The sequence below is a fragment of the Streptomyces sp. NPDC057486 genome, from assembly GCF_042802415.1.
GTDB lineage: Bacteria > Actinomycetota > Actinomycetes > Streptomycetales > Streptomycetaceae > Streptomyces > Streptomyces yanii.
Map to the genome: position 1 here is coordinate 34,208 of NZ_JBHVEE010000034.1, position 23,054 is coordinate 57,261.

At 70.1% G+C, this 23,054-nt stretch carries 21 protein-coding genes and 1 pseudogene; 12 read left to right on the forward strand and 10 right to left on the reverse strand.

What is annotated here, in order from left to right; translation table 11 throughout:
* Positions 1 to 3 precede the first annotated feature (3 nt).
* The 3 genes from ACFU6I_RS18160 to ACFU6I_RS18170 all read right to left on the reverse strand — a co-directional run bounded on the left by ACFU6I_RS18160 (position 4) and on the right by ACFU6I_RS18170 (position 4,386).
* Entirely contained in the window at positions 4 to 549 is a 546-nt protein-coding gene (locus ACFU6I_RS18160) for a helix-turn-helix domain-containing protein (RefSeq protein WP_384367382.1), read from the reverse strand.
* A gap of 149 nt (positions 550 to 698) precedes the next feature.
* Positions 699 to 3,326 carry an ABC transporter permease/substrate binding protein gene (locus ACFU6I_RS18165; protein ID WP_384367385.1) on the reverse strand — a complete coding sequence of 876 codons (2,628 nt, stop codon included), beginning with the start codon at positions 3,324 to 3,326 and terminating at the stop codon, positions 699 to 701.
* Complete coding sequence (locus ACFU6I_RS18170) at positions 3,319 to 4,386, reverse strand: glycine betaine/L-proline ABC transporter ATP-binding protein (protein WP_384367388.1); 1,068 nt, start codon at positions 4,384 to 4,386, stop codon at positions 3,319 to 3,321. The genes ACFU6I_RS18165 and ACFU6I_RS18170 overlap by 8 nt, the downstream gene beginning before the upstream one ends.
* Positions 4,387 to 4,673: 287 nt before the next feature.
* Between ACFU6I_RS18170 and ACFU6I_RS18175 the strand changes: the two genes are divergently transcribed.
* Positions 4,674 to 5,582, forward strand: coding sequence for a 5'-3' exonuclease H3TH domain-containing protein (locus ACFU6I_RS18175; RefSeq protein WP_384367467.1), 909 nt, complete (start codon positions 4,674 to 4,676; stop codon positions 5,580 to 5,582).
* Between the two features lie 109 nt (positions 5,583 to 5,691).
* On the forward strand, positions 5,692 to 6,534 hold the full coding sequence (locus ACFU6I_RS18180) for a siderophore-interacting protein (RefSeq protein ID WP_384367391.1): 843 nt from the start codon (positions 5,692 to 5,694) through the stop codon (positions 6,532 to 6,534).
* Between the two features lie 176 nt (positions 6,535 to 6,710).
* On the opposite strand, the gene ACFU6I_RS18185 is transcribed toward ACFU6I_RS18180, so the two are convergent.
* Positions 6,711 to 7,364, reverse strand: coding sequence for a MerR family transcriptional regulator (locus ACFU6I_RS18185; RefSeq protein ID WP_384367394.1), 654 nt, complete (start codon positions 7,362 to 7,364; stop codon positions 6,711 to 6,713).
* Between the two features lie 166 nt (positions 7,365 to 7,530).
* On the opposite strand from ACFU6I_RS18185, the gene ACFU6I_RS18190 reads away from it, so the two are divergent.
* Together ACFU6I_RS18190 and ACFU6I_RS18195 are read left to right on the forward strand one after the other, a co-directional pair.
* Positions 7,531 to 8,442: a hypothetical protein gene (locus ACFU6I_RS18190; protein WP_384367397.1), complete on the forward strand. Its 912-nt coding sequence runs from the start codon at positions 7,531 to 7,533 to the stop codon at positions 8,440 to 8,442.
* Complete coding sequence (locus ACFU6I_RS18195) at positions 8,439 to 8,909, forward strand: ABA4-like family protein (protein WP_376344622.1); 471 nt, start codon at positions 8,439 to 8,441, stop codon at positions 8,907 to 8,909. Before ACFU6I_RS18190 ends, ACFU6I_RS18195 begins: the two co-directional genes overlap by 4 nt.
* Before the next feature lie 20 nt (positions 8,910 to 8,929).
* Here ACFU6I_RS18195 and ACFU6I_RS18200 read toward each other — a convergent pair whose 3' ends face one another.
* The 3 genes from ACFU6I_RS18200 to ACFU6I_RS18210 all read right to left on the reverse strand — a co-directional run bounded on the left by ACFU6I_RS18200 (position 8,930) and on the right by ACFU6I_RS18210 (position 11,584).
* Entirely contained in the window at positions 8,930 to 9,709 is a 780-nt protein-coding gene (locus tag ACFU6I_RS18200; protein ID WP_384367400.1) for an ABC transporter permease, read from the reverse strand.
* Positions 9,706 to 10,719, reverse strand: a complete 1,014-nt coding sequence (locus ACFU6I_RS18205) for an ATP-binding cassette domain-containing protein (protein WP_384367403.1) — start codon at positions 10,717 to 10,719, stop codon at positions 9,706 to 9,708. The genes ACFU6I_RS18200 and ACFU6I_RS18205 overlap by 4 nt, the downstream gene beginning before the upstream one ends.
* A 202-nt stretch (positions 10,720 to 10,921) precedes the next feature.
* Positions 10,922 to 11,584, reverse strand: a complete 663-nt coding sequence (locus ACFU6I_RS18210; RefSeq protein WP_384367406.1) for a PadR family transcriptional regulator — start codon at positions 11,582 to 11,584, stop codon at positions 10,922 to 10,924.
* Positions 11,585 to 11,790: 206 nt separating this feature from the next.
* Between ACFU6I_RS18210 and ACFU6I_RS18215 the strand changes: the two genes are divergently transcribed.
* Genes ACFU6I_RS18215 through ACFU6I_RS18225 form a run of 3 tightly spaced genes read left to right on the forward strand, consistent with a single transcriptional unit; the run spans position 11,791 to position 14,391 of the window.
* The gene (locus tag ACFU6I_RS18215) at positions 11,791 to 12,375 is read left to right on the forward strand and encodes a sigma-70 family RNA polymerase sigma factor (RefSeq protein ID WP_384367409.1); all 585 of its coding nucleotides are present in this window, start codon (positions 11,791 to 11,793) and stop codon (positions 12,373 to 12,375) included.
* Positions 12,376 to 12,386: 11 nt separating this feature from the next.
* Entirely contained in the window at positions 12,387 to 13,013 is a 627-nt protein-coding gene (locus tag ACFU6I_RS18220) for an anti-sigma factor domain-containing protein (protein ID WP_384367414.1), read from the forward strand.
* Positions 13,014 to 13,026: 13 nt separating this feature from the next.
* Positions 13,027 to 14,391 carry a cryptochrome/photolyase family protein gene (locus ACFU6I_RS18225; RefSeq protein WP_384367417.1) on the forward strand — a complete coding sequence of 455 codons (1,365 nt, stop codon included), beginning with the start codon at positions 13,027 to 13,029 and terminating at the stop codon, positions 14,389 to 14,391.
* A 33-nt stretch (positions 14,392 to 14,424) separates the two neighbouring features.
* Here the strand turns inward: ACFU6I_RS18225 and ACFU6I_RS18230 are convergent.
* Positions 14,425 to 14,799: pseudogene (locus ACFU6I_RS18230) on the reverse strand (FAD-dependent oxidoreductase); the annotation flags it as partial.
* Positions 14,800 to 15,123: 324 nt separating this feature from the next.
* Between ACFU6I_RS18230 and ACFU6I_RS18235 the strand changes: the two are divergent.
* Together ACFU6I_RS18235 and ACFU6I_RS18240 are read left to right on the forward strand one after the other, a co-directional pair.
* Positions 15,124 to 16,659 carry a molybdopterin-dependent oxidoreductase gene (locus ACFU6I_RS18235; RefSeq protein ID WP_384367470.1) on the forward strand — a complete coding sequence of 512 codons (1,536 nt, stop codon included), beginning with the start codon at positions 15,124 to 15,126 and terminating at the stop codon, positions 16,657 to 16,659.
* A 241-nt stretch (positions 16,660 to 16,900) separates the two neighbouring features.
* Positions 16,901 to 17,338, forward strand: a complete 438-nt coding sequence (locus ACFU6I_RS18240; RefSeq protein ID WP_384367421.1) for an SPW repeat protein — start codon at positions 16,901 to 16,903, stop codon at positions 17,336 to 17,338.
* Between the two features lie 325 nt (positions 17,339 to 17,663).
* On the opposite strand, the gene ACFU6I_RS18245 is transcribed toward ACFU6I_RS18240, so the two are convergent.
* Both ACFU6I_RS18245 and ACFU6I_RS18250 read right to left on the reverse strand, forming a co-directional pair.
* Positions 17,664 to 18,545, reverse strand: a complete 882-nt coding sequence (locus tag ACFU6I_RS18245; RefSeq protein ID WP_384367424.1) for an ABC transporter permease — start codon at positions 18,543 to 18,545, stop codon at positions 17,664 to 17,666.
* Positions 18,542 to 19,453 carry an ATP-binding cassette domain-containing protein gene (locus ACFU6I_RS18250; RefSeq protein WP_384367427.1) on the reverse strand — a complete coding sequence of 304 codons (912 nt, stop codon included), beginning with the start codon at positions 19,451 to 19,453 and terminating at the stop codon, positions 18,542 to 18,544. The genes ACFU6I_RS18245 and ACFU6I_RS18250 overlap by 4 nt, the downstream gene beginning before the upstream one ends.
* Positions 19,454 to 19,586: 133 nt before the next feature.
* Between ACFU6I_RS18250 and ACFU6I_RS18255 the strand changes: the two genes are divergently transcribed.
* From ACFU6I_RS18255 to ACFU6I_RS18265, 3 genes are all read left to right on the forward strand, one after another.
* Positions 19,587 to 20,780, forward strand: a complete 1,194-nt coding sequence (locus ACFU6I_RS18255; RefSeq protein WP_384367430.1) for a sensor histidine kinase — start codon at positions 19,587 to 19,589, stop codon at positions 20,778 to 20,780.
* On the forward strand, positions 20,777 to 21,448 hold the full coding sequence (locus ACFU6I_RS18260) for a response regulator (RefSeq protein WP_384367433.1): 672 nt from the start codon (positions 20,777 to 20,779) through the stop codon (positions 21,446 to 21,448). Before ACFU6I_RS18255 ends, ACFU6I_RS18260 begins: the two co-directional genes overlap by 4 nt.
* 380 nt (positions 21,449 to 21,828) lie before the next feature.
* Positions 21,829 to 22,932 carry an LLM class flavin-dependent oxidoreductase gene (locus ACFU6I_RS18265; RefSeq protein WP_384367436.1) on the forward strand — a complete coding sequence of 368 codons (1,104 nt, stop codon included), beginning with the start codon at positions 21,829 to 21,831 and terminating at the stop codon, positions 22,930 to 22,932.
* Positions 22,933 to 23,054: the final 122 nt, after the last annotated feature.

The following is a 23,054-nucleotide window of genomic DNA, read 5'->3' on the forward strand; positions in this document are numbered from 1 at the left end:
GTCTCAGCGCCTCGGGTCGTTCGTTGCGTCGATGTGCTCGGCAACCGCGACGACCAGCAGCCGGGTGCCCGGCATCGTGGCCCGCCAGCGGTGCCGTACCCCGCCCGACAGGAACAGCGTGTCGCCGCGCTCCAGCCGGTACGCCTGCCCCTCCGCCTCCACCTCGGCGGCGCCCTCCGCGACGTACATCACCTCGTCGTTGCGGTGCTGGAACTCCCGCCCGAGGTCTATCTCGCCGGTGAACTCCAGCGCGCTGAGCTGGTGCCGCCCCCGCACCACTCTGCGTACCCCGTCACCCTCGCCCGCGCGGACCACGTCGACGGCGCGAGCGGAGTCCGCGGCGGCGCGCAGCCGTGCCGTGGTGGTCTCCAGGGCAACGGCCACCCGGTCCAGCGACCGGGCGCTGGGCCGGGCCCGCTCGTTCTCGATCTGGCTGAGGAACGGCACGGACAGGCCGCTGCGGCCGGCGACCGCGGCCAGTGTCAGCCCCAGGCTTCTTCGTCGTCGGCGAACCGCGGCGCCCACGCGGAGTGTGTCCTTGTCGTCCATGTCCGGCTCCCTCCCGACTCGTCATCCTTCCGGCTGCGAGCACCTTACGCACAAGGTTGGGCAATGACGGCCGGTAAACGGCTGCCGGAACAGCCGGAAGGGGTGGCACCGCCGACCGGCAGCGCCACCCCTTCACGGTGCTTCAGACCCTACTGGGGAGCCATCTTGTCCGCGATGCCCGGATTCTTGTCCATCCAGGCCTTCACGGCTTCTTCCTCGTGCCCCGTGCCACGCTTCTGGATCTCGTTCTCCAGGCCGGCCAGCTGCTGCTCGTCGAGCTTGAAGTCCTTGAACCACTTGGTGAGCTGCGGGTAGTTCTTCGGGAAGTCCTTGCTGGCGATCGTGCGGATGGTGTCGCCGTTGCCGAAGGCCTTCTTGGGGTCCGTCAGCTTGGTGAGGTCGTACTGGTTGTACGCCCAGTGCGGCGTCCAGAGCAGAACCGCGATCGGCTCCTTCTTGGCGTACGCGCGCTTCAGCTCGGCGAGCATCGAGGGCGTCGAACTGTCGACGACCTTGTACTCCTTGTCGAGGCCGTAGGCGGGCAGCACGTTGTTCTTCAGGTTGGCCATGGTGGCGGTGCCGGGCTCGATGCCGACGATGCGGTTCTTGAACTCGTTCCCACGGCCCTTGAGGTCCTTGTAGGACTTGATGCCCTTGACGTACGAGGGGACGGCGACCTCCAGCGAGGTCGGCCCGTACCACGATCCGAGGTCGGTGAGCCGGGAACCGTACTTGTTCCAGTAGTTCTTCTGGGTGTAAGGCAGCCAGCCGTCGAACTGCACGTCGAGCTGGCCTCGGGACATCGCGGCGTACATCGGACCGACCTCGAACTGCTTCAGGTTGATCTTGTAGCCGCGCTCCTCCAGGACGGCCTTCCACAGGTAGGTGGCGGCGATGTCCTCCTCCCACGGGAACCAGGCCATCTCGACGGTGCGGTCGCGCTCGTCCTTGCCGCTCGCGCCCTTCGCCGCCTTGGTGACCGGGGTCCACTTGTCGGCGACGCCCGGGTTCTCCTTCAGCCAGGCGCGGACCGCGTCCTGCTCCTTGCCCTTGCCGGTCGTCTGGATCTTCGCCTCAAGACTGGTGAGCTGGTCCTCGGTCATCTTGAAGTTCTTCAGCCAGTTGCCGACGTACGGGTTGTCGTCGGAGAAGCCCTTGCGGGCCAGGGTGTGGATGCCGTCGCCCTTGCCCCAGAGGTTCTTGGGGTCCTTGAGCTTGGTCAGGTCGTACTGGTTGTACGCCCAGTGCGGCGACCAGAGCGGGACGACGATCGGTTCCTTCTTGGCGTACGCGCGCTTCAGCTCGGCGAGCATCGAGGGCGTCGAGCCGTCGACGACCTTGTACTCCTTGTCGAGGCCGTACCCCGGCAGGATCTTGTCCTTGAGCAGCCCGGTCTCACCGGCGCTCGGCTCGATGCCGACGACACGGCCCTTGAACTCGGACGCCTTGCCCTTGAGGTCGTCGAGCGAGTCGACGCCCTTCACGTACGAGGGGACGGCCAGCTCCAGGGAGGTGGGGCCGTACCAGGAGCCCATGTCCTCCAGGCGGTCCTGGTACTTCTTCCAGTACGTGGCGTGGGTGACCGGGAGCCAGGAGTCGGTCTCGAAGTCGATCTGGCCGTTCGCCATGCCGGTGTAGAGCGCGCCGGCCTCGTACTGTTTCACGTCGACCTCGAAGCCGCGCTGCTCCAGCAGCTCCTTCCAGAGGAAGGTGGAGGCGATGCCCTCGTCCCACGGGATGTATCCCATGCTGATCTTCTGGCCCTTGCCGACGTTCGAGGCGTCGGTGGCGGCACCGGTGCCCTGCTTCGACGAGCCGAAGATGCCCATGCCACCGGCGACGAGCGCGAGGACGACAACGCCGACGACCGCGACGGCGGGCTGCGGACGGTAGTTCCAGATCTTCAGTCCGCCGGCCACCGACTGGGCCTTGGCGAGGGCGCGGCGGGCCAGCGGGGAGACCTCGCGGCCCAGCGCGCTGGTCATCCGGTCCAGGTACATCGCCAGGATGACGATGGAGATGCCCGCCTCGAAGCCGAGGCCGACGTCGACGTTACCGATGGCGCGGTAGACGGAGCCGCCGAGGCCGCCGCCGCCGACCATGCCGGCGATGACCACCATGGACAGGCCGAGCATGATGACCTGGTTGATGCCCGCCATGATCGTGGGCAGGGCGAGCGGCAGCTGCACCCGCAGCAGAGTGTTGCGCGAGGTGGTACCGAAGGCCTCGGCCGCTTCGACGAGCTCGCCGTCGACCTGGCGGATGCCGAGCTCGGTCATCCGGACGCCCGGGGGCAGCGCGAAGATGATGGTGGCGATGATGCCGGGCACGACGCCGACGCCGAAGAAGATGACGCCGGGAATCAGATAGACCATGGCGGGCATGGTCTGCATGAAGTCGAGGACCGGCCGGGTCACCGCGGACACCGTCTTGGAGCGGGCCGCCCAGATGCCGAGCGGGACGGCGAGGACCAGTGTGACGATCGTCGCGACGAGCACCAGTGTGAGGGTGTCCATCGCTTCGTCCCACAGCTCGACCGAGTCGATGAGCGCGAAGCCCACGAAGGCGAGACCACCCGCGAGCAGACCGCGCAGCCACCAGGCGATGATCGCGACGATGCCCGCGAACAGCAGCGGAGCAGGGGCGGAGAGGACGGCGGCTATGCCGTCGAACATGCCGCCGACGACGGAGCTGATCGCGTCGAACAGCCAGGCCAGGTGGGTCTGCAGCCAGTCGACCGCACTGTCCACCCATTCACCGAGCGGGAGCCTAAACATCGGCGGCCACCTTCTTCGCAGTGGTCGTGGCGTCCTGCGGGAGCTCGATGGGGGTCATCGGCTCGCCGAGGACGGCGAGCAGCCGGGACCGGGGCACAACCCCGACGAGCTTGCCCTTGCCGTCGGTCACGGCGACCGCGACACCACTGCGCGAGCACGGCGTGAACAGCTCGATGATCGGCGTGGACTCGGAGACCGTGGCCGGCGCCGCCCTGAGGACGTCGTCGGGCGTACGGAGTTCCTCGCCGTCGTCGCCCGTGGTGCCCATGACGGTGTGCGGCTCGGCCATGACGGCGCCCGCGGTGAGCACCCGGGAGCGGTCGACGTCCTGGGTGAAGGAGGCGACGTAGTCGTTGGCGGGGGTGACGAGGATGTCCTCGGCGGTGCCCAGCTGGACGATCCTCCCGTCCCGCATCACGGCGATCCGGTCGCCGAGGCGCATGGCCTCGTTGAGGTCGTGGGTGATGAAGACGATGGTCTTCTTCAGCCGCTTCTGCAGTTCCAGCAGCTGGTCCTGCATGTCGCGGCGGATCAGCGGGTCCAGCGCGCTGAACGACTCGTCCATCAGGAGCAGGTCGGCGTCGGTGGCGAGGGCGCGGGCCAGGCCGACGCGCTGCTGCATACCGCCGGACAGCTCGTCGGGCCAGGACTTCTCCCAGCCGGCGAGGCCGGTCAGCTCCAGCGCCTCGGCGGCGCGCTTCTCACGCTCGGCGCGCGGCACACCCTGCACTTCGAGACCGTACGCGGCGTTCTCCAGGACGCTCCGGTGCGGGAAAAGGGCGAAATGCTGGAAGACCATGCTGATCTTCGAGGAGCGAACGGCACGGAGTTCGCGGGGGCTCAGGGCGGTCAGGTCCTGGCCGTCGAACAGCACACGTCCGGCTGTGGGGTCCAGCAGCCCGTTGAGCATCCGCAGCAACGTGGACTTGCCGGATCCGGACAGACCCATCACGACGAAGATCTGGCCCGGTTCCACGGTGAACGAGGCGTCGATCACCGCTGCGGTCGTTCCGTCGGCGCGCAGCTCGTCGCGATCCGCGCCGCTTTCGAGCTTCTGCACGGCTTGATCGGGTCGTCTGCCGAACACCTTGTACAGGTGGTCGGCTTGCAGCCTTGACACATACACCTCACGCGTTGAACCGAAAACGGTCTGCCACCCCCTCCGGCAGACCGTGGAGCGGCGCGGATTCGGTCCGCTTGGCACGCGCTGCAGTGGAAATGGCGACGTGGTCCGCTCCGATGGCGCGCCTGCCCGCACTTACACGAGCCAAACAGAAGAGTGATCCAGTTCACTTTTGGGTCGGTGTCAGTGAGGTGCGGCATCATCGGGGTGTGACGCGACGCCTGATGCTCCTCGACACCGCTTCCCTCTACTACCGCGCCTACTTCGGGGTCCCCGATTCGGTGCGCGCGCCGGACGGCACGCCGGTGAACGCCGTGCGCGGTCTGCTCGACTTCATCGGGCGGCTCGTCCAGGACCACCGGCCGGACTCCCTGGTGGCCTGCATGGACGCGGACTGGCGGCCGCACTGGCGGGTCGAGCTGATTCCCTCGTACAAGGCGCACCGGGTCGCGGTGGAGACCGCCGACGGGCTGCCCGACGAGGAGGAGACACCCGACACACTGGCGCCGCAGGTCCCGATCATCGAGGACGTGCTCGACGCGCTCGGGATCGCCCGGGTCGGTGTCGCGGAGTACGAGGCGGACGACGTGATCGGCACGCTGACCGGCCTCGCCACCGGCCCGGTGGACATCGTGACCGGCGACCGGGACCTCTACCAGCTGGTCGACGACGCCCGTGAGGTGCGGGTCCTCTACCCGTTGAAGGGGGTCGGGTCGCTGCAGCTGACGGACGAGGCGTGGCTGCGCGAGAAGTACGGGGTGGACGGCTCCGGCTATGCCGATCTGGCGCTGCTCCGCGGCGACCCAAGCGACGGGCTGCCGGGGGTCCCCGGCATCGGCGAGAAGACGGCGGCGAAGCTGCTGGACACCTTCGGCGATCTGGCCGGGATCATGGCCGCGGTGGACGATCCGGCGGCGAAGCTGACTCCCTCGCAGCGCAAGCGGCTCGACGAGGCACGGGACTACGTGGCCGTCGCGCCGACCGTCGTCCGGGTCGCGGGTGACGTACCGCTGCCGGCGTTCGATCCGGCGCTGCCCACCGAGCCGCGGGACCCCGCCGCCCTCGAAGCGCTGGCCGGCCAGTGGGGACTGGGCGGTGCGCTGCAGCGGCTGCTCTCCACTCTCCGGGCCTGAGGTGCTAACTTAGGCAAGCCTAAGAGGAGCTCGCGCCACGGGAGTCCTGTCAGCGAGGCGGGCGCCCGTGGTGTGAGCTCCTCTCAGTATGTGGAGCAGGGAGAACCTCGTGGCAGAACAACCGGCGCGGCAGGCACCCACGGCGCAGGGGGCCCAGGTCCTGCGCACGGAGCGGATCACCCCGCACATGGTGCGGGTGGTGCTCGGCGGTGAAGGCCTGGCCGGCTTCGCGTTGTCCGGGTTCACCGACCACTACGTCAAGCTGTGCTTCGCGCCCGAGGGCGCCGACTACGCGCACCCGTTCGACGTGGCCCGGATCCGCGAGGAGTATCCGCGCGAGCTGTGGCCGACCACCCGTACCTACACGGTGCGTTCCTGGGACCCGGTCGCCCGGGAGCTGGCGATCGACTTCGTGGTCCACGGCGACGAGGGCCTGGCGGGGCCGTGGGCGCTCCGCGCGGCTCCGGGTGACCAGGTGACCTTCCTGGGGCCCGGCGGCGGTTACGGACCCGACGCGTCGGCGGACTGGCACCTGCTGGCCGGTGACGAGAGCGCCCTGCCGGCGATCGCGGCGGCCCTGGAACAGATGCCCGCGGGTGCGGTGGCGCACGCCTACATCGAGGTGGTGGACGCGTCCGAGGAGCAGAAGATCGTGACGGCCGACGGGGTCGAGCTGACCTGGCTGCACCGTGGTGACCGCCCGGTCGGCGAGGCGCTGACCGCGGCCGTGAAGTCCCTGGAATTCCCGGCGGGCCGGGTGCAGGCGTTCGTCCACGGCGAGGCGGGGTTCGTGAAGGAGATCCGCCGCCATCTGCGGCTCGACCGGCAGATCCCGCTGCCGCAGCTGTCGATCTCCGGCTACTGGCGCCTCGGCCAGAACGACGACGCGTGGCGCTCGGTGAAGCGCGAGTGGAACCAGCAGGTGGAGCGGGAGCAGGAGAGCGCCGCGTAGGCCGCCCGTCCGCCGCACCCGTGGTGGACATTCACGCCCCGGTCACCGTCCGCCCCGGACGGTGACCGGGGCGTCGGCATGCGGCGGCGATGTGCACGCGACCGGGTCGTCCGCGTACGAAACGGTGGCGCGGGCCGACATGCGACCCGGGCGCCCACGCGTCGGACGTGTCCCCGTCATCCGCCCCCGACCCGCTCCCCCTGCTCGCCGCCGTACGCCCTGGCCGAGGCGTCCACGTGCGCGAGCCTGCGCAGCGCGCTGAACATTGCCTCGCCCAGCACCGTGCCGACGACCACGCTCTCCACCAGGTCCTCGCGCGCCACCCGCCGTCCCACGTAGTCGAGATCGGCCCGGGCGACCGGTTCCGCGGCGCTCGCGTAGTCGTCGAGCAGCTCGCAGAAGCCTCCGTGCCCGGCCCGTCGCAGTGCGGCCAGCACCCCGGCCAGGGCCTCACCGGCCGGACTACGCGCCTCCACCCGCCAGCCGCGCCGCTCCAGCAGCGCGGCCACCTCTTCGCGGGCGTCGTCCAGTTCGGGCCCGGGCTCGCCGCCCTCGAGTGCCGTGATCCGCTTCGCCGCCACGCCCAGCACATTGTGCACCGGCTGCGCGGGGTCGTCGATCGCCCGGAGTACGTCACCGATCGCGGAGAGCGAGAGTCCGCCGACATCCAGGAGAGCGCGGATCAGCTTCAGCCGGCGCTCGTGCCCGGAGTCGTACGACGCCTGGTTCGGGCTGGTCAACTCCCCCGGGGGCAGGAGCCCTTCCCGCACGTAGAACTTGATCGTCGCCACCGAAACCCCGGACCTGCGGCTCAACTCGCCGATGCGCACGCTGCGTTCTCCCTTTCTGCTCTTGCCAACCCCGCATCCCATCATAGATAGTTCCACTATCGGATAGCGGAGAGTCTCACTATCCATAATAATGGTCTTCACAGGGAGTACACCCATGCCGTCATGGCGTTCCTGGCACCGTCCGTTAGTCCTCTTCGCCGCGGCGATGGCTGTCATGGCCGTCGTCTCCGGAGTGGGACTCCTGGTGGACGACCGGGTCCTCGCGGGCTCGGCGATCTGGTTCAAGCCCTTCAAGTTCGCGGTCTCGTTCGTGGCGTACGCCCTGGCGCTCGCCTGGATGCTGACGCTCCTCACCCGCGGCCGGCGCACCGGCTGGTGGGCCGGAACCGTGGTCGCGGTCTCCAGCCTCGCCGAAATGGCGATCATCACCGCGCAGGTCGTCCGGGGGAAGCGCAGCCACTTCAACCACGCCACCCCCTTCGACGAGCGGCTGTTCACCGCGATGGGCGTCACCGTCGCCGTCCTCTGGACCGGAACCCTGGTCATCGCGGTCCTGTTGCTGCGCGCCCGCATCCAGGACCGCGCCGCCGCCCTCGCGATCCGCTCGGGGGTATTCATTGCGCTGGTGGGCGCGGGAATCGGCTTCCTGATGACGCAGCCGACTCCCGAACAGCGGGCCGCCGGGAACCTCGACACCGCGGATGTGATCGGCGCACACTCCGTCGGCGTACCCGACGGCGGGCCGTCGATGCCGCTCACCGGCTGGTCGACGACCGGCGGCGATCTGCGCATCCCGCACTTCGTCGGCATGCACGCGCTCCAGTTGCTCCCGCTGCTCCTGCTCGCCCTGCTGGCGCTGGCCCCGCGCTTTCCCCGGCTGGGCGATCCGCGGGTACGGCTGCGCCTGATGCTCGTCGCATCAGGGGCGTACGCGGCGGTCGTCGCCCTCGTCGCATGGCAGGCGCTGCGCGGGCAGTCACTGATTCATCCGGACGGTGCGACGCTCACCGCCGCGTCACTCGTCCTGGCCGCCACCGCCGCCGGAACGTATGCGGCGCTGCGGCCGACTCCCGTATTCCGCACCACGGATTCCGTCGAGAAGGAGCTCATGGCATGACCGGTGCACTCTTCGAGGTCTCGTTCTGGCTGGCAGCGCCCTTCTGGCTGCTCATGATCCTCGCGCCGCACTGGCGGCCCACCGCGCGCCTCGCGGCGTCCCCTCTGACCGTCCTGCCGGTGCTGGCCGTGTATCTGATGATGGCCGTGCCCGTCTTCCCCGAACTGTGGACTGCCGTGCGCAGCCCCGACATCGACACGTTCCGCGACCTGACCGTGCTGGCGAACGGGGCGGGGGCGATCTGGGCACAGGTCATCGCGTGGGATCTGCTGCTCGGCCAGTGGATGTTCCTGGAGGGCCGTCGGCTGGGTGTCCCCGCGCTGGTGATGAGCCCTCTTTTGGTACTGACCATTCTGCTGTCGCCGTTCGGCCTGCTGGTCTTTCTGGTGCTGCGCGCGGTCCGGAAGCCGAAGAGCCGGCCCGGGGAGACTCTCCCGGACCGGTTCCACGACGCGGCGCTCTCCTGACCCAGCGGCCGCAGGCGTCGTCAGACGGACTTCTGGTACGAGCGGAAGGTGCGGGTCGACAGCCGGACCGCCACCACCGCGAGGGCGAGCAGCGCTCCCCCGCGGCTGAGCACCAGCCCCCAGTCGGGCTCTGCGGTCAGGGCCGAACGTCCCGCCACCATCGCCCAGTTGACCGGGTTGAAGTCGGCGATCTGCCGCATCCAGGACGGCATCTGGCTCGGCGCCATGAACGAGGACGAGAGAAAGGTCAGCGGCAGCAGCAGGAACGTGTTGATACCGATGATCGACTCACGCTGGCGGACCAGCGTCCCCAGCGCGTTGGAGAGCGCACCGAAGACCGTACCGAGCAGGATCGAGGCGACGAGCAGGATCAGCAGCCCGCCCGCGCCACCCGGGTACGCCGCACCGGCGGCCCAGCCGAGCAGCACGATGACCACCGACTGGACGGCGGTACTGATGCCGTTCTGCACGACGTTGGCGTTCATCAGCGCGTTCCGGCTGACCGGGGTGGTCAGGAAGCGGTTGAGCGTGCCCCGCTCGATCTCCTCCAGGGTGCCCATTCCGGCCCACATGCTCGACCCGAGGGCGCTCATCACGACAATGCCGGGGATCAGATAGTCCAGATAGGACGTCGTGCCGAAACCGCCGAGCTCGACGACCTTCTTGAAGAGGTTGCCGAACAGGAACAGCCAGATCACCGGCTGGACCAGGGAAATGGCCAGGAAGACCGGCTGCCTGATGATCGCCATGAGCTGACGCTGGGTCATGTACCAGGTCTGGGCGATGACGTGACCGCTCATCGGGCACCTCCTGCGGCGACGGGGGCGGGGATCCGCCGGGCGTCCGCGGCCTCGGCCTCGGAGAAGCGGCGTCCGGCGTAGCGCAGATAGACGTCGTCGAGAGAGGGGCGGGCGACGGTGGCGGCGGCGACCGTCGCGCCGGCCCGGTCCAGGGCGCCGAGCAGTACGGGGACGGCGGCGGCGCCGTCCTCGGCGCGGACGCTGACCCGGCGGCCCTCGGCCAGCACCTCGTACACCCCGGGCAGTCCGGTGAGCGCGGCGGTGACCGCCGCACGGTCCGCGTCGGTGCGCAGCTCCATGTGGACGGCGTCGCCGCGGAGTTCGCCCTTGAGTTCGTCGGGGGTGCCCTCGACGACGATGCGGCCGCGGTCGACGATCGCGATGCGTTCGGCGAGCCGGTCGGCCTCCTCCAGGTAGTGCGTGGTGAGCACGATGGTCAGGCCCTCGTCGCCCGCCAGCCGGGCGATCTCGTCCCACATGGCCGTACGGGCCTCGGGGTCGAGTCCGGTGGTGGGCTCGTCGAGGAACAGCACCTCGGGTCGGTGGACCAGGCCGAGCGCCACGTCCAGGCGCCGCTGCATTCCGCCGGAGTATCCCTTGACCTGCCGCGTCCCCGCGTCGGCGAGGTCGAAGCGGTCCAGCAGTTCATCGGCGCGGCGCTGGACCGCCGCGCCCCGCATCCCGTACAGCCTGCCCTGCAGCAGCAGGTTCTCCCGGCCGGTGGCGATCGGGTCGGCGCCGGACTTCTGGGCGACGACGCCGATCGCGCGGCGGACCCGGTCGGGGTGGCGCAGCACATCGTGTCCGGCGACGCTCGCGGCGCCGGAGTCGGGGCGGGCGAGGGTGGTGAGGATCTTGACGGTCGTGGACTTCCCGGCGCCGTTGGGGCCGAGGAGTCCGAAAACCGTGCCGGCACCGACGGTGAGGTCCATGCCGTTCAGTGCGGTGACCTCGCCGGGATAGGTCTTGATCAGTTGTCGCGCCTCTACTGCGGGCGCACGGGTGCTCATGACGGAGCTCTCCTGTGGTCAGCGGGGTGTTCGGGCAGGCCGAACCGAATCGCGTGAAGAGAGCCGGGCTATCCTGGGTGTGCCGCACCTCGATCGCCTGGCTCGCCCTCACGGCATGGCCGGTCCGGGGTTCGAGACCCTGGCGGGCGCTGCTCCAACAGCTCCTGCCGGGGTCTTTCTCTTTCTTCGGTACCGCTTGGCGCTACGCCTTCCGCTCGGGATCGAGGACGATCTCCTGTTCGTCGAGGTCCTGCCAGTCCTGCGGAACCTCGCCGGTCTCGTGGAAGGACTTCCACTCCTCGATGCCACTGATCGTGGCGTCGAGAAGCTCGCTCCGGAATTTCTTGATCCACTCCAGCTGGGCATCGATCATGTGGAGCTGGTATTCGGTCTCCACCACGAAGACCCGGGGCAGCTTCCCTGTCAGCTGGCCGAGGATGCCCCGCATCGCCGCGGACCGGACCGCCAGCGCCGCCTCCCGGGTTTCCAGCAGCTCCGCGACATCGTCCGGAGGCAGCACCGGCAGCAGCGAGAGCGCGGTCTCGAAGACCGGGTACTCGGCGGCCGGAACCGCGAGCAGATCGGAGAGCCAGTCGACCATCTCGGCGCGCCCCGCCTCGGTGATGCCGTAGAGCGTGCGCTCGGGGCGGTTGCCCTGGCGCTGCACGCCGGCCACCTCGACATACCCGTGCTTCTCCAGGTTCTGGACCACGGTGTACAACGAGCCAAAATTGATCTTGACGCTGTGTTCCTTGCCGCGTCGGCGAAGCGTCTGGGCGATCTCGTACGGATGCATGGACCGCTCGGCGAGCAGCACCATCACCGTGAGCGCCAGTGGATTGCTGAGCTTGCGCCGCTCGGCCACCGCCCCCACCGCCCTTCACTTCGTCGGATCATTAGTTCGTCATCGAATACTCGTGTACGAACATATCGCGAGCACCCTTACGCGTCAACCACGATGTATCGCGAATGCGCGGCGGCGTGGAAAGATTTCACGCACTGACCGATCCGCGCTGCCGTCGGCTCCGGATCACCTCATGAAACCGATGCGCATCCTGGGAGGAAGCCCGCGTGAAACAAGCCGTGCACATCAGCGAGGCACCCTCGGCGGGGCCCGATCTCCAGGAACTCCTGGGACTGGTCGCCCGCGGCGACCAGGCTGCGTTCGCCGAGGTGTACGGCGTGGTCTGCGGTCCGGTCCTCGGTCTCGTACGGAGTGTGCTACGCGACCCCGCACAGTCGGAGGAGGTGGCGCAGGACGTGCTGGTGGAAGTGTGGCGGACCGCCCCCCGCTTCCAGGCTGCCCGCGGCAGCGCCATGAACTGGGTGCTGACGCTGGCCCATCACCGGGCGGTGGACCGGGTGCGCTCCGTCGAAGCGACGACGGCCCGGGAGCACCGGGCGGCGCTGCTGGACCGTACGCCGGAGTTCGACGAGGTCGCCGAACAGGTCGAGAGCCGGCTGGAGCGGGAGCAGGTGCGCCGCTGCATGCGGACCCTGTCCGAGCTGCAACGGCAGTCCGTCACGCTCGCCTACTACTGCGGCCTGACCTACCGCGAAGTGGCGGAACTCCTCTCCGTACCCCCCGCGACGATCAAGACACGACTGCGCGACGGACTGGTCCGGCTGCGCGACTGCCTCGGGGTGAGCGCATGAAGGTGGAACGCATGAGGGGGGCCGAACTGCACACGCTGACCGGCGCCCACGCCCTGTACGCGCTGCCGGACGCGGAGCGCGGGGAGTTCGAACGCCATCTCGGCGACTGCGAGGCCTGCGCCGTGGAGGTGCGGGAACTGTCCGAGACCGCCCCCCGGCTCGGGCTCGCGGCGTCCGCGGCCCCGCCTCGCGAGCTGCGCGACCGGGTGCTGCGGGAGATCACGACCGTGTGGCAGAACCAGGTCGCCCGGGACGCACAGGAGGAAGCGCACCTGTCCCGGCAGGGGAGCGAGCAGGTGGCGCAGGTTCTCGCGGCGCCGGACGCGAAGGCGACGTCCGGCGCGCTGAAGGGCGGGGCCAAGGGCACGGTCGTGGTCTCCCGGAGCGAGAACCGGGCCGTATTCGTGGCCTCGGGGATGGAGCCGCCGTCCCGCGGCAAGCTGTACCAACTGTGGTTCGACGACCACGGGACCATGCGGTCCGCGGGACTGATCAACCGCGCGGCGACGAGCAACACGGTGCTGCTGGACGGGCCGGTCGACGGCGCGTCGGGCATAGGAATCACCGTCGAGCCGGCCGGCGGCTCCGTGCAGCCGACGTCCGCTCCACTGGCTCTGCTGACCTTCCCGACCGTATGAGGGGCTCCCTGCCATGACCGTCTCGGTGGCGCTGTTCACCTCAGATCTACGGCTGCACGACAACCCCGTTCTGCACGCCGCGGTGCGCGACGCGGATGCCGTCGTCCCCCTCTTCGTCCAGGACGACGGCATCCGCCGGACCGGATTCGACGCACCGAACCGGCGGGCGTTCCTCGCCGACTGCCTCGTCGATCTCGACGCGGGGCTGCGCCGACGCGGCGGCAGGCTGGTCATCCGCAGCGCCGACGTGGTGGCCGGGGCCTGCGCCGTGGTCGCGGAGACGGGCGCGGACAGTCTGCACATCGCGGCCGGGGTGAGCGGGTACGCGAGGGAACGCGAGGAGCGCCTGCGTACGGCTCTCGGGGCTGTCGGCTGCTCCCTGCACGTCCATGACGCGGTGGTCACCGCGCTCGCCCCGGGTCTGGTCGTCCCGGCGGGCCGTGACCATTTCGCGGTGTTCACCCCCTACTTCCGCCGTTGGGAGACGGCGGGCGTACGGGGCACACTGACCGGGCCGCGGACGGTACGGGTGCCGGACACCGCGACGTCCGCACCGCTGCCGACCCGAGCGGAGGTGACGGGCGTCTCCCCGGGGCTTGCCGAGGGCGGCGAGACGGCAGGGCGCAGGCTGCTGACCTCCTGGCTGCACGGCCCGATGGCCGACTACGGGACCGGCCACGACGACCTCGCCGGGGACGCGACATCCAGGCTGTCGCCGTTCCTGCACTTCGGCTGCCTCTCCGCGGCCGAACTGGTGCACCGCGCACGGGAGAAGGGCGGACCGGGCGCCGACGCGTTCGTACGGCAGCTGGCCTGGCGGGACTTCCACCACCAGGTTCTCGCCGCCCGGCCGGACGCCGCATGGGCCGACTACCGTCCGCGCGGCGACCGATGGCGGTCCGACCCCGACGAGATCGAGGCGTGGCGTGCCGGGCTCACCGGCTATCCGCTGGTCGACGCGGCGATGCGACAGCTGGCGCACGAGGGCTGGATGCACAACCGGGGCCGGATGCTCGTCGCGAGTTTCCTCACCAAGACGCTGTACGTGGACTGGCGCGTCGGCGCGCGGCACTTCCTGGATCTCCTGGTCGACGGGGACCTGGCGAACAATCAGCTCAACTGGCAGTGGGTGGCGGGCACCGGCACGGACACCCGCCCCAACCGTGTACTCAATCCGCTGATCCAGGGCAAGCGGTTCGATCCACGGGGCGCGTACGTACGACGGTGGGTGCCGGAACTGGCGGGCCTGGACGGCGCTGCGGTGCACGAGCCGTGGAAGCTCACCGGCCCGGACCGGGCCCGGCTCGCCTATCCGGAGCCGGTGGTGGATCTGGCCGAGGCCCGCGCCCGCTTCGAACGGGCGCGCGGCCTCGGCTGACAGCCGACCACCGGCTGCCGCCCCTCGGCTACCGGCTGCCGTCGCCCGGTGGAAGCGCGGCTCTTCGACCGGCATCCGGAGGCGGGAGGCGCGCAGCGCGGTGCGCGGCCGGGCGAGGAGTCCGGCGGGCCCGCGGCCGCCCGCGTACTCGATTGCGCACCCCTCGCACCGTATGGACATGCTCGTCGCGGACTCCAGGATGGCCACCCCGAGTGCGACGAAGAGCCGCAGAAGGTACGGGTACGTACGCCGGTCGTGCCCGATGAATCCCGGGTCGACGTGGTGCATCCTTCCGTCGGAGGCGGCGAGGCCATGGGTGTGCGCATGACCTCCGGTCCGTTCGTCCGACTCGTACAGCGTCGCTTCGTGCGGCTGGCCGAGCACATGCACGGCGGTCGGCCCCGCCATGCCGCTGCCCACCAACCGCGGCCGTCCGCCGCCGAATCCGCGCCATGCAGGTTCCTCCGGTCCCTCGGTTCCGGCCCGCGCCGTGCAGGCCCGGTGTGCGCCGAACGGGCCCTCTCACAGGGCCCCTCGAAGGTGATTCGCGGCCGGGCCGAGACGGATCGGTCGATGACCGCCTCTCATCCGATCGGGTGACGGACCAATCCGCCGGGCGTCCGGCGACGAACACCGGATGTGAACGAGGAACAGAACAACGCGCAGGAGCACGGGGCCGCCGGGTCCCGGCGGTCCCGCTGGGCACGTGCCGGCCTTGCCGGGCTCAGCGGCCTGATCGCCGGGTTCTGCGCCCTGGCCGTGGCCGAACTGGTCTCGGCTGTCGTACGTCCGGAGGCGGGTCCGGTCGCGGCCGTGGGTGGGGCGGTGATCGACCGCACTCCCCCGGTCATGAAGGACTTCGCCGTACGGCACTTCGGCACGGCCGACAAGCTGCTGCTCGAACTGGGCATCCTGGCGCTGCTGACGGTCTTCGCCGTGGCGGTCGGGCTGCTGGCGCTGCGGCACCGGCTGCTCGGCTCGGCGGCCGTTCTGGTCTTCGGCGTGGTCGGGGCAGTTGCGGCGGTGGGACGGCCGGGGGGCAGCCCCGCCGATGCCCTGCCCTCGGTGGTGGGTGCCGCACTGGCCGCAGAGGTGCTGTATCTCCTGGTCGGACGGCTCGGCCCGGTGCTCCGTCCCTCTCCCGCGACCGGCGAGAGGGACGGGCAGGGGGACGGCGCCTTCGACCGGCGCGGTTTCGTGATCGCGGCGACCGCTGCGGCGGCGGCCTCGGCCGGTGCGGGGTTCCTGGGACGGCGGCTGACGTCCTACGTGCAGGCCGGGGCCACCGCCTCACGGCACGACCTGGTCCTCCCGGTCCCCGAGTCGCCGGCGCCCGCCGTACCGCCCGGGGCGGATCTGCGGATCCGGGGCCTGAGCTCGTTCATCACCCCGAACAAGAGCTTCTACCGGGTGGACACCGCCCTGGTCGTGCCCCGCATCGACGCCGATTCGTGGCGGCTGCGCATCCACGGCAAGGGCGTCGCCCGCCCGCTCACGGTCAGCTTCCAGGATCTCCTGGGGCGGAAGCTCATCGAGCGGGACATCACCCTGGCCTGTGTCTCCAACGAGGTCGGCGGCCCGTACGTCGGCAACGCCCGGTGGATCGGTGTGCGGCTGGCCGATCTCTTGCGCGAGGCCGGGGTGGAGCCGCCGTCCCAGGGCGGGCCCGCCGACCAGATCGTGGCGCGTTCCGTCGACGGCATGACGATCGGCACGCCGGTCGAGACGGTCATGGACGGGCGCGACGCGATCCTCGCCCTCGGTATGAACGGCGAACCGTTGCCGTTCGCGCACGGCTTCCCGGTCCGCATGGTGGTGCCGGGACTCTACGGGTACGTCTCGGCCTGCAAGTGGCTCAAGGACATCGAGCTGACGACGTTCGCCTCGTACGACGCGTACTGGGTCAGGCGCAGCTGGTCCCAGCAGGCACCGGTCAAGACGGAGTCCCGGATCGACACACCGCGTCCGTTCGCCTCACCGAAGCCCGGCATCGTGCCCGTCGCCGGGGTGGCCTGGGCCCAGCACCGGGGGATCTCACGGGTGGAGGTCCGGGTGGACGGCGGCCCGTGGCATCGGGCCCGGCTCGCGGCGGCGGACAGCCGGGACACCTGGCGCCAGTGGGTGTGGGAGTGGGCGGCCACCTCCGGCAATCACACGCTGGAGGTCCGTGCGACCGACGGGACGGGCGCCACCCAGACCGGCGAACGCGTCGGCACCGTCCCGGACGGTGCGACGGGCTGGCACTCGGTGGTGGTCGACGTCCCCTGACCCGTCCTCTCCCCGCACGCGCCGCCATGCCGCGCTCCTTCGCCGGGGTACGGGGACCGGGTCCTGCGCACACCCGAGCTAGCGGCCCTGGCCCGGCGCCTGGACGCCCGGAAATCATAGGATTCACGTGGCCCGAAATGTACACATAAGGCTGAGATAAGCGCAGAATGGTGGGGCAGGCGCCTACAGCAAACCCCCTCACACCACGGTCGGGCCTGCAGGATCGAAGGAGACGACTCTCATGTCCAACGTCTCACACACCCGCGCCGACATCACCAGCCACCCGGATGTGTCCGAAATGCGGGAGCGCTATGCCCGCATGCTCGGTGGTCGCGATGTGGCGCTCGTCGACGGACCGGTGTTCCTCGTCGGCCTCTACTGCGCCGTCTCGCCCTGGGTACTTCACTTCACCGCAAGCCAGCCCACCCTCGTGCAGCACAACCTGATCATGGGAATCGCGATCGCGGTGCTGGGACTCGGGTTCACGGCGATGCCGGAACGGATGTATGGCCTGAGCTGGGCCATCTGCGCCATGGGCATCTGGATGATCGTCTCGCCGTGGGTCGTCGGCAGCAGCCCCGACATGGGCGTCATCCTCAACAACGTCATCATCGGCGGTCTGACCCTCCTGCTGGGGCTGGTCTGTGCCGGAGCGGCGGCGAAGAGCAATCGGACCTAGTGCCGTGACCGGCAATGTTCGCCCCGTGAGGAGCGCCGTCCGGTGCGTGCGATCGCAAGGCGGCCGGACGTCCTCGTAGCAGAGCTGCCAGGGCTTCCGGCCAACGCGGAAGGCCCCTGGCCCTTGAGGGCGTGCTGGGCGGTGCGACGGGGCAAACATTGCCGGGACGGGCACCGGTGCCCCTCCCGGCACCAGCGGTCACTGAGCGACGAAGGAGCGTGAGCTTTCGGCCGGTCCGCACGCGGCGGACCGGCCGAGGCACGTCCGGGGAAGGTCCGCGAGTGCCAGGTCCACCGGCAACCGTGCGCGGACCCGCCTGGTCCGCTCACACATCGCGGTGGTGCACGACGGCCACCGCGACGGCCACCGCGACGAGCGACCATGCCCCGAACACGATCCACCCCTCGGTGACCGATACCGGGTACTTGTCCACGCTGTAGTCCCGTCCGGGGTTCTGGACCAGAGCTCGCCATGCGGTGAGCGGCATCGCGTTGCCGATCTCCTTGACCCACCGATAGGTCTCGCCCATGAACAGCGCGGGCAGCAGCAGGAGCACGCCGACGACAGCGACGACGGTGCCCGCGGCGTGGCGGATGAGCGCCCCGAGCGCCATGCCGACGAGGGCGCACAGGGGCGCGAGCAGCGCGGATGCGGCGACGGCCCGCAGTGCGCCGGGGTCGCCGATGGACATGCCGTGGTGATCTTGCAGGATCGCCTGGGTGACGCCGAACGAGGCGCCGGCGGTGACCGTGCCGAGGACGAGCATGACAGCCGCCATGACGGCCACCTTGGCTGTCATCACCGCGCGGCGTGCGGGAACGGCCGCGAAGGTGGTGCGGATCAGTCCGCTGGTGTACTCGCCGAAGACAGCGATGGCGCCGACACTGCCGGCGATGACCATGAGGAGTTGCCAGGCCGGGTCGACGAAGGCGGACGCCAGGGGATCGAACAGCATCTGCGGCAGCTCGGGACGCCCCGGCGGTGGGGCAGGCGGCAGTTCGGGCTGATGCGCCAGCCGGTCGGCATTCGACAGAGCGGAGTTCACGTTGATCCCGATGACGGCCAGGGGGCCGATTCCGAGGACCCAGTAGGTGGAACGCAGCGACCACAGTTTGATCCACTCGGCGATGAGGAGGTGGTGGAACCGGGTGGGTGGGTCGAGGGCGGTCGCGCACGCTTCGGGCCCGGCGATTGTCTGTGCGGTCATCGTGCATCTCCTGCGCTGTATTCGACACGGTCGGCGGTGAGTCCCATGAACGCCTCCTCCAGGGAGGCGGAGCGGGGGGCGAGTTCGTGCAGCAGGACGCGGCTGTGGAAGGCGAGCTCGCCGATGCGATCCGCACCCATGCCGGTCACCGTGCACGAGCCGTCGGCCTCGGCGCGGACGGCCGCTCCCTCCTTGGCGAGGACGGACGTCAGCCTGGCGACCTCGGGCGTCCGGACGGTCACGGACAGCCGGGTGCCACGGGCAGCGAACTCCGCCAGGCTCTGCGCGGCGATCAGCTCGCCCCGGCCGATGACGATCAGCTGCTGGGCGGTGTGCTCCATCTCGCGCATCAGATGGCTGGAGACCAGCACCGTACGGCCCTCGGCGGCCAGCCGACGGAACAGGCCGCGCACCCACAGCACGCCCTCCGTGTCCAGTCCATTGAGCGGCTCGTCGAACAGCAGGACGGGCGGGTCACCGAGCAACGCGGCGGCGATGCCCAGTCGTTGCTTCATCCCCAGCGAGAACCCTCCGATTCGGCGCCGGGCAGCGGCGGTCAGTCCCACCTCCTCCAGGACTTCGTCCACCCGGCGCCGCGGCAGCCCGTTGCTGTGCGCCAGTGCCGACAGATGCGACCGTGCGCTGCGTCCGCCGTGCACGTCATGGGCGTCAAGCAGGGCCCCGACGTGCCGCAGCCCTCGTGGGCGTCCCCGGAACGGCTGCCCGTCGACGGTGACGGTGCCGCTGCTGGGGTCGTTCAGGCCGAGAATCATCCCCAGCGTGGTGGACTTGCCGGCGCCGTTGGGGCCGAGGAACCCGGTGACGTGGCCGGGGCGGGCGATGAAGGTCAGGCGGTCGACGGCGGTGGTGGCGCCGTATCGCTTCGTCAGTTCGTTGGCTTCGATCACCCGGCCCACGGTGCCGTGGGCCGCGCCCGCACGGCATCGGCCCGCGGGCCACACTCTCAGGATCCGCTTGTAGCCCCGGGGCGTACGCCCCGAGGCCGATGCCCCGGCACCGGCCCGTACCTATGATCGCGGCATGAGCGTCTCAGCCCGCGCCACCCTCCCCCGGCGCTTGCGGCCGTCCGTGGCGCAGGCCCTGGCCTGGTGCGGGGCCCTCGCCTACCCGATCCTGCTGTACGTCGCGGTGCTCAACGAACGCGAACCCACCGGTGTGCGGCTCCTCCTGCCGGCCGTACTCTCGGTTCTGACGATTCCCCTGCTGCGGCGTCGACCGTTGCCGGCCCTGATGCCGATACTCGCCGGTTCGTTCGCCGCGACGTCGACAGCGGCGTCGACATTGGCCTCGGCCTTCCCCTTCATGGCGCCGGGGCAGGCATGGCAGATCGGCTGTCTGCAGGCTCTGCTGACCGATCTCGCCGTCGCCTGGATCGCTGCCACCCGGACCCGCCGGACCGCGCTCGCCGCTGCAGCGCTGACGCTCGCCGAGCAGATCGCCGCCGTCGGCTACTACCGGACCGGGCGGGACGTCTTCGTCCCGACCATCGTGTTCCTCGTTCTGATGCTCGCCCTTGCCTGGCTGACCGGCTATCTCGTCCAAGAGCGCCGCGAGCACGCCGAAACGGTGCGGGTCCAGGCCGCGGAGCAAGCAGTCACAGCCGAGCGGCTGCGGATTGCCCGCGAGTTGCACGACATGGTCGCGCACAGCCTCGGCATCATCGCCATCCAGGCCGGCACGGGCCGCCGGGTCATCGACACCCAGTCGGCCGAGGCCCGCAACGCGCTGGCCACCATCGAGACCACCAGCAGGGACACCCTGGCCGGGCTGCGGCGCATGCTGGGGTCCCTGCGCAAGGCCGAGCCGGAAGAGGCGCCGTTGGCCCCCGCGTCGGGCATGACGGACGTCGACTGGCTGGTCGCGACCACACGGAACGGCGGTGTGAGGGTCGACGTGGAGTGGCGAGGAGAACGGCGCCCGCTCCCCATGGACATCGAACTGTCCGCCTTCCGCATCATCCAGGAGGGCCTTACCAACGTGGTTCGCCACGCGGACACGCACGAGTGCCGGGTGGTCATCGACTATCAGGAGGACGAACTGTCCATCGAGATCACCGACGACGGTCAGGGGCCCACACCTGCGGGCATCGGCTACGGCATCACCGGCATGCGCGAGCGGACCTTCCTGCTGCGCGGCCAGTTCACCGCCGGACCCCGTCCCGAGGGCGGCTTCCGCGTGGCGGCTCGGCTGCCGGTGCCGGCGGGGATGCGATGACTCCTGACCGCGTCCGTGTCGTGCTCGTCGATGACCAGCCGCTGGTGCGCGCCGGGCTGCGTGTGCTCATCGCGGACAGCATGGATCTCGAGGTCCTGGGAGAAGCCGGCACGGGCGCCGAAGCGGTCCAGCTGGTCCAGGACGTCCGGCCCGATGTGGTCGTGATGGACATCCGCATGCCCGGCATGGACGGCATCGAGGCGACCCGGCTGATCACCGCCGGCCCGAACACGGCACGCGTCCTCGTCCTCACCACCTTCGACGACGACGAGTACGTCTACGGCGCGCTGCGCGCGGGCGCGAGCGGATTCCTCGTCAAGGACATGGACCTGGACGACATCCTCACCGCGATCCGTGTGGTCGCCGTCGGCGAAGCCCTGATCGCGCCGCGCGTGACCCGTCGCCTCATCGAGGAGTTCGCCGCACGCCCCGAACCCACGGCCGCGCCCCGGCACGGGGCGATCGAAGGCATCACCGACCGGGAACGCGAGGTACTCACCCTCGTCGGACGCGGCCTGTCCAACGACGAGATCGCCGGCCGGCTCTTCATCAGCCCGGCCACGGCCAAGGCCCACGTGGGGCGGCTGTTCTCCAAGCTGGCGGCCCGTGACCGGGTCCAGTTGGTCATCATCGCCTATGAACTGGGCTTGGTATCGCCATCGCGCTGAGCGGGCGCACGTGCTGTTGGCTTCGTCCACTGCTGCTCGACAGAGCCATGCTGTGAGCTGCGCACCAGCGAGTCGGCGCTCCGGACGCCCAGGTCTGCGCACCTACGCCCTCTTCAACCGAGGCGGTCCGGACGCGCCCGGCTTCCCGGGCGGCGCGACGGCCTTCACCCTCGACCACTGACCGGACACACGGTTGACGCCCTGCCGTTCAGCCTGTTCCACTGAGCGGATGCGTCCTCAGCTGCGGCTGGTCACCCGCGACCACATCGACTTCGGTCGAGTGTGGTCGGCCTCGTGTCGTCCCTGACTGCTCGTACGTCAGCGCGTCAGCACTGCGCACCACCCGACCGGTTCACCGCAGCACGAGATGAGGCTTTGTCATGCCCGTCGAATTTCTCGGCATCGCAGCAACCAATGAAGGATCCGAGGTGACGCCCCGCTCCGGGGCGTCCTTCGACAAGGAATACACGCTCAAGCTGGCACGCGCGCATGAGGACCACGGCTGGGACCGGGTGCTCTTCGCCTACGGCTCGGGCTCCCCCGACCCCTCCCCGGCGGCCGCCTACATCGCGGCCCGCACGGACGCCCTGCAGATCCTGGTCGCGCACCGGCCCAACGTCTCGTACCCGACGTTCGCCGCGAAGACCTTCGCCACACTGGACCGGATCAGTGACGGCCGCCTCGCCGTGCACTTCATCACCGGCGGCAACGATCACGAGCAGCAGCGCGAGGGCGACTTCCTCACCAAGGACGAGCGGTACGCCCGCACCCGCGAGGCCATCCAGATCATCAAGAAGGCCTGGACCTCGCACGAGCCCTTCGATCACGAGGGCACGCACTACCGCTTCAACGACTTCGTGAGCGACACCTTCCCCGTCCAACAGCCCCACCCACGTGTCTCGTTCGGCGGTTCCTCACCGGCGGCCTACGCGGCAGGGGGCGCAGAGGCCGACATCTACTGCCTCTGGGGCGAGCCTCTCGCCGAGACCGCGGAGCAGATCGCCGCGGTCCAGGCGGCTGCGAAGGCGGCGGGACGCGCCGACGTCCCGAAGATCCAGGTCGCCTTCCGCCCGATCATCGCACCGACCGAAGAACTCGCCTGGGAGAAGGCGCACCGGACGCTCGACCGGATCAAGGCCCGCAGGGCGGGCGCACCTCTCGGCCGACGCCACCCGCTCCGGAACCCGGAGAACGCGGGCTCCCGACGGCTGCTCGCGGTCGCCGCCCAGGGCGAGCGCCACGACCGTGCGCTGTGGACGCCGACCGCCGCCGAGACCGGTGGCGCGGGCAACTCGACGGCCCTGGTGGGCACACCGGAGACGGTCGCACAGGCATTGCTGGACTACTACGACCTGGGTGTCGAAGTGCTGTCCGCCCGGGGCTACGACCTGCTCGACGACGCGATCGACTTCGGCCGGCATGTCATCCCGATCGTCCGGGAGGAAGTCGCCAAGCGGGACGCCGCGCGCACGGGCGCCGCGTAACCGAGGGGCCGCCCCCCGGTCCTCCGACGCCGGACGGGCCGGCAGATGTTCTCGATCGGCGGACGGGCTGGATCTGCCCGGCAGACACAGCCCGTCCGGCCGTCCGAGACCGGAGCCCGGGC